The organism is Janthinobacterium sp. C22, from assembly GCF_057919405.1.
Genome location: NZ_CP193659.1, coordinates 791402 through 804745, shown reverse-complemented (window position 1 = coordinate 804745; position 13344 = coordinate 791402). Strand labels below are relative to the sequence as shown.

The following is a 13344-nucleotide window of genomic DNA, read 5'->3' as shown; positions in this document are numbered from 1 at the left end:
GGAGTATAGCACAGCTTTTTGTGCGGTGCAACAACGAATTGAAGCCATACCTTAAATCAAGTCCTTAGCGCCAGCGGCTTGTCTTCTTCGCCGCCGCGGGCCACTCTTTCGTATTCGGAAATCACTTGCGCGCCCAGCAGCAGCAGAGTGGCGCCGATTTCCAGGCTGAACATGACGACGATGGCCGTCGTCATCGAGCCATACACGACATTGACCTGCGACAAGGTGGAAAAATACCAGACCAGCACGTGGCGGGCGATTTCCCACAGCAGGGCCGCCGTCACGCCGCCGATCAGCGCATGCGTGATCGACAATCGTCCCACCGGCATGACCAGGTAAATCGAGCTGAGCACGAGGATTTCGCCGCCCAGCCCCAGCAGATACAGCAGCACGCCGGACACGCCTTCCAGGCCCCAGTCGTGGCGCAAAAAGCGCACGCTTTCCTCGCCCATCACCTGCAGGCTGCCCGCCACCAGCGTGATGAGCAAGATACCCACGCCCAGGCACAGGATGTAGCAATACGGCAGCACGGCGGAAATGAGGAAATGGCGGCGGCGGATGGCGACGCGGTGGACAAAGATCACGCTCATGGCGTTTTCCAGCACGGTAAACGCCAGGGAGCTGAAAAACAGCATGGTCAGCAGCAGCAGCCAGCCGATCACGCCCCGGTTGTCGAGAAAATGCGCGATCTCGCCCACGATGGCCTTCGATTGTCCCGGCACCAGCCATTCCAGGTAATGGCCGATTGTTTGCAGCAATTCATCCTGCGCGATCACGTGCGACAGGGCCACCACCACCAGCATCAGCAGGGGCACGATGGACAGCAGCGAGTAATACGCGACGGCGCCCGCCAGCAGCAAGCCCTGGTTGGCGCGGAAACCCTTCAGCACCTGCAGCGCGAAGGCCAGCGGGTGGCTGAGGATATAGGTACTGGCGTGGCGGTTGATCATGTCGGGTGCGGTGAGGAAGGCGACGCGGCCTCGTGCCACGCCTTATCACACTAGCATACTGACAATCGCCCCGCTGCACCGTACGCTAGCAGACGGCCGGCTCCAGCAAGGTCAAGGTTTGCCGGTCCGCATCCAGGGTCGCCAATATGCCCATCGGTAGCGTGAACTGGTGGCGGATGTGGCCAAACGAGTAGCCGCTGACGGCCGGCATGCTCAAGGGCAGCAAATGCTGGTCCAGCGTGGCATCGAGGGTCAGCGCCGTGTCGCCCTCGGCCGCCTCGCAATGCTCGAAGATGCCCAGCATCAAGGCCGCCGCGTGCTTGAAACCGATGGACAAGTCCAGCTGGCATAGCATGCGGTCGATGCGGTACGGCACTTCATTGATTTCTTCGAGGAAAAGGATATGCTCGCGGAAATCGGCCGCATACGGCGTGCCGGCCAGCGCGCTGACCATGCACAGGTTGCCGCCCGTCAAGCGTCCCGTCGCCTGGCCGCCATGCACGGCGCGGATGGCGAAGTTCGGTTGCGTCTGCGCGCGGCGGTGGTTGTCCAGCGCCATCGGTATCGTGTAGCTGTCTTGCGGCGTCATCAACACATTGCGCAGCTGCGTCACCGTGTAGTCGGAAAACGTCGATGACGCCACGGGACCGTGGAAGGTCACCAGGCCCGTCTGGCTGGCGATGGCCAGGTGCAGGGCCGTGATGTCGGAATAGCCGATCAGCACTTTCGGATTGCGCTGGATCAAGGCGTAGTCGAGCAGCGCCAGCAGCGAAATGCAGCCGGAACCGCCACGGATGGCCCAGATCGCCTTGACCTCGGGATCGGCGAACGCCGCGTGCAGATCGTCGAGGCGTTGCCGCACCGTGCCCGCATAGTTGCCGTGCACGGCGCGGATGTTAGCGCCCAGGCTGGCGCGCAAGCCCAGCGATTCGATGTTGCGCTGGGCCTTGGCGATGGCCTCTTCATCCGTAAAACCGCCCGGCGCGATGATGGCCACCAGGTCGCCGTCGCGCAGGCGCGCCGGTTTGATCAATGCGTGGTGCTGTTGCATGCGTTTGTCCTTCCCTTGCGCGGCCGCCGCCCACGCCGGTGTGCCTGCCGCCCCCACGGTGGCGGCCAGCAAGCCGCCGAAGCGGCGCCGGCTGAGATTGGTCTGACTGGACATGCGGCCCTTTCCTGGAATAAAAACGGCGACGCCAGGCGCCGCCGCACGAGGTTAGCATGCCGACGGGATCGCCGCCGGCATGACCGCCTTACATGAACTTGTACTTCAGCTGGAACGACAGCGAGCGGCCGCGCGGGTCGGCCACGCGCGGGTCCCAGCCGGCGCCCACCACTTCATCCACGTTGTGCGCGGTGAATGGGGGATCACGGTCGAACAGGTTCTGGATGCCCACGGTGATGGTGGTATTTTTGAAGCCCGTGTACGTGCCCGACAGGTTATACGTGGTGTAGCTGGACACGTCCGGCTTGAAGCCCGGCGGCGGCGACCCCTTGCCGCCATTCGGCAACTGGTCCTTGTAGCCCGACGAGAAACTCTGGATCAGCAAGCCGCTCCAGTCGCCGCGCGATACGCCGAAACTGGCGTTATGTTTCCAGCGCAAGTACAGGTCGCGCGTATAGAACTTGCCGACCAGTTCCTGGTATTCCTGGCCTTGATATTCCGCAAACTTGAAGCTGTCCATATACGTGCCGTCCAGGGTCGCCGTCCATTTCGCGTCCCGGATCTTGCCTTCGCCGCGCAAGCCCACGTCGAGGCCGCGCACGCGGCTGCCTGCCGCATTGATCCAGCCCGCCTGCACGTACTCGATGGTGCCGTCCGGATTGCGGTGGATGTACTGGTTCAGCGCCTGGTAATTGGCCAGCACGATTTGCGGCGTGCGGTTCAGGATGCGGTCCTTGGTGTTGATGGCCCAGTAGTCGAACGAGGCCGAATAGCCCTTGAACGGTTCGATGACAAAACCGACGCTGCCCTGCTTCGACGTTTCCGGCTTCAAATTCGTGTTGCCGCCCGTCTTGTAGTCGAGGCGGTCGATGGCGCAATATTCGGGCACGCCCGGATGCTTGGCGCAACCTTCCTGGTCGACCACGCCGTTCGGCAATTCCTGGCTCAGCGAACCAGAATACAGCTGCTGGAAGCTTGGCGCGAGGAAACCCTTGCTGGCCGAACCACGGAACAGCAGGAAGTCGGCCGGCTGATAGCGGAAGGCCACTTTCGGATTCGTCGTCGCGCCCACCAGGCTGTAATCGTCGCGGCGGATGGCCAGCTGCATTTCCAGGTCTTTCGTGACCGGCACCAGCAGCTCGGCATACACGGCCTTGACGGTACGGCTGGCATCTTTCAATGCGGCATTGCCTGGCGACAGCAAAATCTGCGTGGCGTCGACGTCTTGCGCGAAACTGTAACCTTCGCGGCGCAAGTCAAAGCCGGCCGCCATGGCCAGCGCACCGGCCGGCAGCTGGAACAGTTCGCCCGAAACGGAACCGTCGATCTGCGTCAGGGTCGTCTTGCCGTGCTGGAAGTCGCCACGGAACTTGGTCGATTCGATCAATTGCTTGGCCGCTTCCGTCTGGCTCTGACCGGCGCCTACCCAGGGATTGATGATGCCCGTCGCCAAGGCTGCGTACAGCTTGTCCGTATAGGAATAGCCATCCGTCAGCTTGGTCTTGGTGCTGCTTTCGGCGCGCGAAATGCCGGCCTTGTAATCCCACTTGCCGAAGTTGCCTTCAAAACCCACCAGCACGCGCGCGTTGTCGGTGGTGTTTTCCTGCGTGCGGTTGCCCACGTCATTGGCGCGCCATTTGTAGGAAATCGGCTTGCTCTTGTCGAACGTGGGGATGTAGGCCGACAGATCCTGGTAATACGCGCCACCGACCGGATACAGATTCTTGTTGGCGACAGTCGCCTGCACCTGCATCGGCGTCAGGATGGCCGTGGCCTTGGTGCGCGAACCGAGCACTTCGACAAACATGCGGTGGTCGGGCGCCAGCTGGAAGGTGCCGCGCGACAGCAGATTGGCCCGTTCGACAGGGAATTGCAGCACATAGTCGGCGCCATAGTCGTAGGCGCACGAATACCTGGTGCGCAGCGGCGAGGTCACGTCTTTCCACAGTTCCGTCTGGTATTGCGACATGCCGGCGATGGTGTCGCACTTGCCCTGGAAACTCAGCGGATTGGCTTGCAGGTATTTATTCGCATCGCCCGGCAGCTGGAACGACGTGCCCAGTGCCGTGCCGGTCCCCGCCATCTGGTTGGCGAACGGCGTGCCCGTGGTATCGGGCGACAGGCCGCGTTCCGGCTGGAAGCCGTTGACGAAGGAGCGGTCACGGCCATTGAGCTGTTGCGCTTTATCAATGGTCAAGCTGGCCATGATGTTGTAACGGTCCGACTCCAGCGAACCCGTGCCTGCCAGCAGGGAAGCGCGGCGCGTGGCGCCGCCGCCGGCCTGCGTGTCATTCGTGGAAACGGAGGCTTCCACGCCGCTGTAATTGGTCTTCAGAATGAAATTGATCACGCCGCCGATGGCGTCCGTGCCGTAGATGGCCGAAGCGCCATCCTTGAGGATTTCCACGCGAGAAATCGCGCCCAGCGGGATCGAGTTCAGGTCGACCGACTTGCCGCTGGCGCCGTGCGTGGCGATGCGGCGGCCGTTCAACAGCACCAGAGTGCTCGACGGTCCCAGGCCGCGCAGCGAGGCGAACGAGGCGCCGCCGCTGACCCTGTCGGCATCGGCGCCAAACACGTTATTGCCCGAAGTCATGTTATCGGCGCCCGTGCCGTTGGCCGACAGGGTGCGCACCAGTTGCTCGGTCGTCGTGATGCCCTGCTTTTCGATCTGATCAAAGGAGATGACTTGCACCGGCAGCGCGCCTTCCTTGGCCACCCGCTTGATGCTGCTGCCCGTCACTTCGACCCGTTGCATCGCTGGCGCCGCCGCTTCCTGTGCCATCACCGGCCCCACCACCCCCATCAATGCCACCAACTGCGCTAGTTTCTTCAATTTCACTGGTCTCTCCTTGTTGGGCAATCGAAACTTGAGTTCTCAAGTCAGGCTGTTTTGTAAGGTCGCGGCGTCTGTCTCGCGGTACATTTTTTTATGACGCCAGCGCTTTACTTTATTTGTTTTCATTTTCAGAGTAGCGCGATGCATCCGGGCCCAGCCAATGAAAAATGCTTTCCTAACCATAACTTTTTGGAATGAATGCCCTTTTCAGTGACATGGTCACTTGCCTGCGGGGCTAGCCCTGCTTTTATCCACGTCCAGGTAGCGCCAGGACGTGAATTCCACGGGGTGACGCCTGTAGTTTTTTAGCCACGGTTGCTGCAGGTCGGCAGAGATGGGATGCGTCAGCAACACCCACGGCGTGTAGGCGTGGATCAGCTGAAACAGGTCGAAGTACAGACTGCGTCGGCGCGGCGTATCGGATAGCAGGCGCGCCTCCTCATAGCGTTTATTGTAATCGGGCAAGTTGAAGCGGGCATAGTTGGCGCGGCCGACGTTGCCGCCATACAACAATTGCATAAAGTTATCGCCATCGGGGAAGTCCGCGATCCAGTTGGTCTCGAACATCTGCACCTTGCCCAGGCGCGAGGCCTTGATGATTTCCGTCTTCTTGTCGCTTTTAAATTCCACGCGCAGGCCGATGGCGTTCAGGTTGCGCCGCCACAATTCATCGCGCAGCCGCCCCACCGTGCTCGGCTCCGTATGCATGGTCAACATCAAGGGCGTGCCGTCCGGCTGCGTGCGAAAGCCGTCGGGCCCCGCCTTGTAGCCGAAGCGGTCCAGCAGGGCGCGCGCCAGCGCCGGATCGTAGCCGACGGGGCTGCGGTAATGCTTGTCGTAGCCGAGCACATTCGGCGGCAGCGGCGACTGCGCCGGCAAGGCCAGGCCTTTCTTTAATAACGCGATGTCTTCGCGGCTGTTGTAGCTGAGGGCAATGGCGCGCCGCAGGGCCAGCTTGTCCTTGCTCATGCCGCCCAACACGGGATCGTCCATATTCATCCACATGTAATACGTCTGCAGCACGGGAAAGCGCGTCAGCTGCAAGCCCTTGGCGGCCAGCGCCGGTTTCAAGGCGCCGTTTTCCAGCACCATGTCCGTCATCGATTCCGGCACTTGTTCCAGGTAATCGAATTCGCCTTTCAGGAAACCCAGCATGCGCGATTGATATTCCTCGACGATGCGCACCTCGATGCGCTCGACCAGCGGTAATTGCCTGCCTTCCAGCGCGGCGGCGATGGCGCGCGCGTCGGCCGGCAAGGCGGCCAGCGCCTTGGTTTCCGTATGAAACACGGTAGGACGGAAAGTCGGGTTGGCTTGCAGCACGATCTTGTCGCTGCGTTTCCACTCCTTCACCAGGAAGGGCCCCGTGCCCACGGGGTGATTACCGATCTGCCCGGCCGCCGGGTACGCTTCGGCCACTTCGCGCGCCACCACGGCGGTCGCCGGCATGGCCAGGTAAAACAGGAAGTTCGGGTCGATGGCGTTGAGGCGGATGCGCAGGGTGTATTTGTCCAGCGCCTGCAAGCCGGCGATCGGCGTGTCGTAGCTGAATTTGGCTTTCAGGGCCGCGTCGCCCACCAGCTTGTCTTCCAGCAAGAACAGCCACGGCGACTTCAGGCTGGGGTCATACAGCCGCGTCAGGCTGTACACATAATCCTGCGCCGTCACTTCGCGCGGCTGGCCCTTGAAGGCAGGATCGGGGGTGAAGAAAATGCCGGGCTGCAAATGAAAGATATACGTGCGGCCGCCGTCTTCCACACTCGGCAAGCCGCGCGCCGTATTGCCCTGCAGCTGCACCGGGCGCGCCAGGTAGTCGTAGCGCAGCAAGGGATCGAAGATGTTTTCCATCAAATTCAGGCTGGCCAGGTCCGAGGCCACGGCCGGATCCAGGCCCGTCTCGCTGGTACTGAGGAACAGGTGCAGGGTCTTGTTTGCGCGGGCATCGGTGGCGGCATCGGCGGGCGCGGTAAATAGCGTCAACAGGGCCAGGCCGGCGGCGCAGGCGGTTTTGCGTAAAAACATCATCAGTGATCCAGTGCAGACAAGGGTAACGAACAGCGATAAGCGACGGGCATCCCCCACACTACGCGGGCAAGCTATGGGGCGCCAATGAAAACAGGCTGCCAGCTTATAACTTTTTGGCATGCGATTGCTGCATTCTTTCATCAACTCGTATCGGGCTGCCTCTATACTTTGCTTGCAGCACCTTTTCACCTCCCCGAAATACAGAACTGATCGCATATGGCACTTAATTACATCTGGTCCGGCTTTTTCCTCGTTGGCTTCCTGGCCGCAGTGCTGCAGTGGCTGTTTCTCGGCGATACCGATATCTTCAAGCGCATCATCGACGGCACGTTCGAAACGGCGCGCATGGGCGTGATGGATATCGCCCTGCCGCTGGCGGGCGTGATGACCTTGTGGCTCGGCATCATGAACATCGGTGAAAAGGCGGGCATCGTCGGCTGGCTGGCGAAAGTCATCGCACCGTTCTTTTCGCGCATCTTCCCGGAAATTCCGAAAGACCATCCGGCCACGGGCCACATGGTGATGAATTTCTCGGCCAATCTGCTGGGCCTGGACAATGCGGCCACGCCCTTCGGCCTGAAAGCCATGGAAAGCCTGCAAACCTTGAATCCGAACAAGGAAGAGGCGACGAATGCGCAAATCATGTTTTTGGTGCTGCACACCTCGGGCCTGACCCTGATTCCGCTGGCCATCATGGCGCAGCGCTCGATCCTCGGCGCGGCCGACCCGTCCGACATCTTTATCCCGTGCATGATCGCCACCTATGTCGCCACCATGGTCGGCATCATCACGGTGTCCATCAAACAACGCATCAACTTGCTCAACCGCGTCGTGCTGGGCTGGATGGGCGGCATGACGAGCGCCATCGTCGCCATGATCTGGTACTTCACGCAATACCTGACGAAGCAGGAAATCGAGCTGGTGTCCAAGGTGGTCAGCAACCTGGTGTTGATCAGCGTCATCGCCATCTTCATCATCGGCGCCCTGCGCAAGAAGGTGAACGTGTATGACGCCTTCATCGAAGGGGCGAAGGGCGGCATCCAGACCTCGATCACCGTGATTCCCTACCTGGTCGGCATGCTGGTGGCCATCAGCGTGATCCGCAACGCGGGCGTGTTCAATTTCCTGATGAGCGGCATGAACTGGTTCTTCGCCAACCTGGGCATCAATACGGACTTCGTGCCCGCCCTGCCGACGGCCATGATGAAGCCGCTCAGCGGCTCCGGCTCGAAAGCCATGATGATCGACGCCATGAACACCTACGGCGTCGACTCCTTCGTCGGCCGCCTGGCCTGCGTCTTCCAGGGGTCGGCCGACACCACCTTCTATATCGTGGCCCTGTACTTCGGCTCGGTGGGCATCCGCAAGACGCGCTATGCCATCACGGCCGGCCTGATCGCCGATCTGGCCGGCGTGATCACGGCCGTCTTCGTTGCCTACGTCTTTTTCCACTAAGGAGAGCCATGTTCCGTCCCGTCCTCATCGCCGCCTTGCTGGCTGGCATCGGCTTGTCGAATGCACAGGCGCAATTGCCCGAATCCGTCAGCCTGCTGCTGCGCGGCGCGAATATTCCCGAAGACGCCATGGGCGCCATCGTCTTGCGCGGCAACACCACCGTGCTGTCGCATGGGGCCGAGCGCAGCATGCAACCCGCATCCACCATGAAGCTGGTGACGACGGCCGTGGGCCTGGAGCAGCTGGGCCCCATCTTCCGCGGCCGCACGGAACTGCGCACCAGCGCCGACGTCATCAATGGCGTGCTGAAGGGCGACCTGATCCTGCGCGGCGGCGCCGACACGGATTTCAACGCGGACGTGCTGGAACACATGCTGCAAACCCTGCGCAACCAGGGCATCGTGAAAATCAAGGGCGATCTGATCCTCGACCGCCAGTTGTTCCAGCCGGCACGGCCCGATATCGGCGCACCACCGTTCGACGAATCGGCCGAGTTCCGCTACAACGTCATCCCCGATGCGTTATTGCTGAACACCAATTTGCTCGATATCAATATGAACTCGACGGACCGGCAATTGAGCATCCTCATGCAGCCGCCGCTCGAGAATGTCAGCATCAGCAGCGACATGAAACTGGTCAAGGGCAGTTGCGCCAGGTGGGAAGATGGCTGGCGTCCGCCAGAATACCGGCGCGATGCGAGCGGCAAGCTGCAAGTGATTCTGCACGGCACTTTCCCGCAAAACTGCAGCAAGGCGACCAGCATCAATGTGCTTGACCGCAACGATTATGCAGACCGCTTGTTCCGCGCCACGTGGAAACGCCTGGGCGGCACGATTACGGGCACGGTGCGCGAAGCGCCGTTGACGGGCTTGCCGCCGACGGCCGAACCCGTCGGCACGCGCATGCTGGCCGACCACGTGGCGCGCGCCTTGCCGGAAGTATTACGCGATATCAACAAGACCTCCGACAACACCCTGGCCCGCACCCTGTTCCTCAGCCTGGGCAGTTTGCAAAGCGATGGCTGGCTAGGCAGCCGTCCCGTCGCCATGGCGGCGCCGGAAGACACGGCCAACCGGGCGCGACAAGTGATCCAGGAGTGGTTCCAGCGGCACCATATCGACACCCAGGGCATGCTGATCGACAACGGTTCCGGTTTGTCGCGCACGGGACGCATTGCGCCAGCGCAAATGGCCGGTGTCTTGCAGGCGATGCAGCAAAGCCCATGGGCGCCCGAGTTCCAGTCCAGCCTGCCCATCGTCGCGCTGGACGGCACCATGCGCAAGCGCCTGCTGAACAGCCCGGCCGCAGCGCGGGCCCGCATCAAGACAGGGACATTAAAGAATGTGGTCGCCATCGCCGGCTATGTGCCCGATGCGAATAATCAACAGTGCGTGGTGGTCGCCATGATCAATAGCGACCTGGTGGGCAATGGCAACGGCCGCGCCGCCGTCGATGCGCTGATCGAGTGGGTGGCCAGGAGCGGCGTCGCGCCGGTGGTGGCTGGTCAATAAAAGGGAAGCAAAGACAGATAGGCAGCGCGCAGCGCTGCCTTTTTTCGCCTGCTGAACAGCCGGGGGCAGTCCCCCACACACTGAGCGTCGGTCGGCGGATCGGCGTAGGTCGGCGTAGGTCGGCTTAGCGCAGCGTAAGCCGACAGCACCAGCGGCGCACCCAACCGCCAGACGAAAAAAACCCGCCAATTGCTTGACGGGTTTTTCTCTTACTGCGAATAACAAGCCTGACGATAACCTACTTTCACACTGGTTGCAGCACTATCATCGGCGCAAAGTTGTTTCACGGTCCTGTTCGGGATGGGAAGGGGTGGGACCAACTTGCTATGGTCATCAGGCATAACTTGTACCGGCATTTGTCCTCAGTGGAGCGACAAAGCCATGAATCTGGAAGAAGCGGATTATTTAGAATTTTGGGTAATGATTGCGATCAACAACTTCGCAACATGTACTTTCTCATCCTCTGTACCTGCTAAGGTTATAGGGACAAGCCGTACGGGCAATTAGTACTGGTTAGCTTAATGCATTACTGCACTTCCACACCCAGCCTATCAACGTCCTGGTCTCGAACGACCCTTCAAAGAGCTCAAGGCTCTGGGAAATCTCATCTCAAGGCAAGTTTCCCGCTTAGATGCTTTCAGCGGTTATCTCTTCCGAACTTAGCTACCCGGCAATGCCACTGGCGTGACAACCGGTACACCAGAGGTTCGTCCACTCCGGTCCTCTCGTACTAGGAGCAGCCCCCTTCAAATTTCCAACGCCCACGGCAGATAGGGACCAAACTGTCTCACGACGTTTTAAACCCAGCTCACGTACCACTTTAAATGGCGAACAGCCATACCCTTGGGACCGGCTACAGCCCCAGGATGTGATGAGCCGACATCGAGGTGCCAAACTCCCCGTCGATATGAACTCTTGGGAGGAATCAGCCTGTTATCCCCAGAGTACCTTTTATCCGTTGAGCGATGGCCCTTCCATACAGAACCACCGGATCACTATGTCCTACTTTCGTACCTGCTCGACTTGTCAGTCTCGCAGTTAAGCACGCTTATGCCATTGCACTATCAACACGATGTCCGACCGTATCTAGCGTACCTTCGAACTCCTCCGTTACACTTTAGGAGGAGACCGCCCCAGTCAAACTGCCTACCATGCACTGTCCCCGATCCGGATAACGGACCAAGGTTAGAACCTCAAACAAACCAGGGTGGTATTTCAAGGTTGGCTCCACGAGAACTAGCGTCCCCGCTTCAAAGCCTCCCACCTATCCTACACAGATTGGTTCAAAGTCCAATGCAAAGCTACAGTAAAGGTTCATGGGGTCTTTCCGTCTAGCCGCGGGTAGATTGCATCATCACAAACATTTCAACTTCGCTGAGTCTCGGGAGGAGACAGTGTGGCCATCGTTACGCCATTCGTGCAGGTCGGAACTTACCCGACAAGGAATTTCGCTACCTTAGGACCGTTATAGTTACGGCCGCCGTTTACTGGGACTTCAATCAAGAGCTTGCACCCCATCATTTAATCTTCCAGCACCGGGCAGGCGTCACACCCTATACGTCCACTTTCGTGTTTGCAGAGTGCTGTGTTTTTATTAAACAGTCGCAGCCACCAGTTTATTGCAACCCTTTCACCCTCATGGAGTAAACCAATCAAGCTACCGGGGCGTACCTTTTCCCGAAGTTACGGTACCAATTTGCCGAGTTCCTTCTCCCGAGTTCTCTCAAGCGCCTTAGAATACTCATCTCGCCCACCTGTGTCGGTTTGCGGTACGGTCTCGTATGACTGAAGCTTAGAGGCTTTTCTTGGAACCACTTCCGATTGCTTCATGAATAAATTCACTCGTCCCATCCCCTTGAATTCCGTACCCGGATTTGCCTAAGTACCTTCTATGAGACAGAAACTGACTATTCCAACAGTCAGACAACCTTCCGCGATCCGTCCCCCCATCGCATCATACGACGGTGCAGGAATATTAACCTGCTTCCCATCAGCTACGCATCTCTGCCTCGCCTTAGGGGCCGACTCACCCTGCTCCGATGAACGTTGAACAGGAAACCTTGGGCTTACGGCGTGGAGGCTTTTCACCCCCATTATCGCTACTCATGTCAGCATTCGCACTTCTGATACCTCCAGCATCCTTTACAAGACACCTTCGCAGGCTTACAGAACGCTCTCCTACCATATGCTTACGCATATCCGCAGCTTCGGTGACTGGCTTAGCCCCGTTACATCTTCCGCGCAGGACGACTCGATCAGTGAGCTATTACGCTTTCTTTAAATGATGGCTGCTTCTAAGCCAACATCCTGACTGTTTTAGCCTTCCCACTTCGTTTTCCACTTAGCCAATCTTTGGGACCTTAGCTGGCGGTCTGGGTTGTTTCCCTCTTGACGCCGGACGTTAGCACCCGACGTCTGTCTCCCAAGCTCGCACTCATCGGTATTCGGAGTTTGCAATGGTTTGGTAAGTCGCAATGACCCCCTAGCCATAACAGTGCTCTACCCCCGATGGTGATACTTGAGGCACTACCTAAATAGTTTTCGGAGAGAACCAGCTATTTCCAAGTTTGTTTAGCCTTTCACCCCTACCCACAGCTCATCCCCTAATTTTTCAACATTAGTGGGTTCGGACCTCCAGGGCGTGTTACCGCACCTTCATCCTGGCCATGAGTAGATCACTTGGTTTCGGGTCTACACCCAGCGACTGATCGCCCTATTCGGACTCGATTTCTCTACGGCTTCCCTATGCGGTTAACCTTGCCACTGAATGTAAGTCGCTGACCCATTATACAAAAGGTACGCAGTCACGGAACAAGTCCGCTCCTACTGTTTGTATGCACACGGTTTCAGGATCTATTTCACTCCCCTTCCGGGGTTCTTTTCGCCTTTCCCTCACGGTACTGGTTCACTATCGGTCGATTACGAGTATTTAGCCTTGGAGGATGGTCCCCCCATATTCAGACAGGATGTCACGTGTCCCGCCCTACTTGTCGTACGCTTAGTACCACCGGTCCGATTTCACATACGGGGCTATCACCCGCTATGGCTCCCATTTCCAGGGGATTCTGTTATCGGTCCGACTATCACGTACAGGCTCTTCCCATTTCGCTCGCCGCTACTTTGGGAATCTCGGTTGATTTCTTTTCCTGCAGCTACTTAGATGTTTCAGTTCGCCGCGTTCGCCTTGCATACCTATGTATTCAGTATGCAATACCCTAAAAGGGTGGGTTGCCCCATTCGGAAATCTGCGGATCAAAGTGTGTTTGCTCACTCCCCGCAGCTTATCGCAAGCTACTACGTCCTTCATCGCCTGTAATCGCCAAGGCATCCACCATGTGCACTTATTCGCTTGTCCCTATAACGTTAGCCTCTGATCACTAGGTAATCAAAGAGCGCTAC

At 59.0% G+C, this 13344-nt stretch carries 6 protein-coding genes and 2 rRNA genes; 2 read left to right on the top strand and 6 right to left on the bottom strand.

All coding sequences use genetic code 11. From position 1 onward, the window contains the following. Positions 1-56 precede the first annotated feature (56 nt). The 4 genes from ACRHIG_RS03650 to ACRHIG_RS03635 form a co-directional block, all read right to left on the bottom strand. On the bottom strand, positions 57-950 hold the full coding sequence (locus ACRHIG_RS03650; RefSeq protein ID WP_070221731.1) for a YihY/virulence factor BrkB family protein: 894 nt from the start codon (positions 948-950) through the stop codon (positions 57-59). An 85-nt stretch (positions 951-1035) separates the two neighbouring features. Then, positions 1036-2115 carry a S66 peptidase family protein gene (locus ACRHIG_RS03645; protein WP_489629395.1) on the bottom strand — a complete coding sequence of 360 codons (1080 nt, stop codon included), beginning with the start codon at positions 2113-2115 and terminating at the stop codon, positions 1036-1038. 88 nt (positions 2116-2203) lie between these two features. Continuing rightward, positions 2204-4957 carry a TonB-dependent receptor gene (locus ACRHIG_RS03640; protein ID WP_489629394.1) on the bottom strand — a complete coding sequence of 918 codons (2754 nt, stop codon included), beginning with the start codon at positions 4955-4957 and terminating at the stop codon, positions 2204-2206. A 216-nt stretch (positions 4958-5173) separates the two neighbouring features. Beyond that, entirely contained in the window at positions 5174-6976 is a 1803-nt protein-coding gene (locus ACRHIG_RS03635) for an ABC transporter substrate-binding protein (protein WP_489630735.1), read from the bottom strand. Positions 6977-7195: 219 nt separating this feature from the next. Between ACRHIG_RS03635 and ACRHIG_RS03630 the strand changes: the two genes are divergently transcribed. Continuing rightward, positions 7196-8434, top strand: coding sequence for a nucleoside recognition domain-containing protein (locus ACRHIG_RS03630; RefSeq protein WP_034753725.1), 1239 nt, complete (start codon positions 7196-7198; stop codon positions 8432-8434). An 8-nt stretch (positions 8435-8442) separates the two neighbouring features. Beyond that, a complete protein-coding gene (gene dacB / locus ACRHIG_RS03625) occupies positions 8443-9945 on the top strand; it encodes a D-alanyl-D-alanine carboxypeptidase/D-alanyl-D-alanine endopeptidase (protein ID WP_489629393.1) in 1503 nt (500 codons plus the stop codon). A 225-nt stretch (positions 9946-10170) separates the two neighbouring features. Here the strand turns inward: dacB and rrf are convergent. Then, positions 10171-10283: ribosomal RNA gene (gene rrf / locus ACRHIG_RS03620) — 5S ribosomal RNA — on the bottom strand. A gap of 144 nt (positions 10284-10427) precedes the next feature. After that, positions 10428-13300: ribosomal RNA gene (locus tag ACRHIG_RS03615) — 23S ribosomal RNA — on the bottom strand. Between the last annotated feature and the right edge of the window lie 44 nt (positions 13301-13344).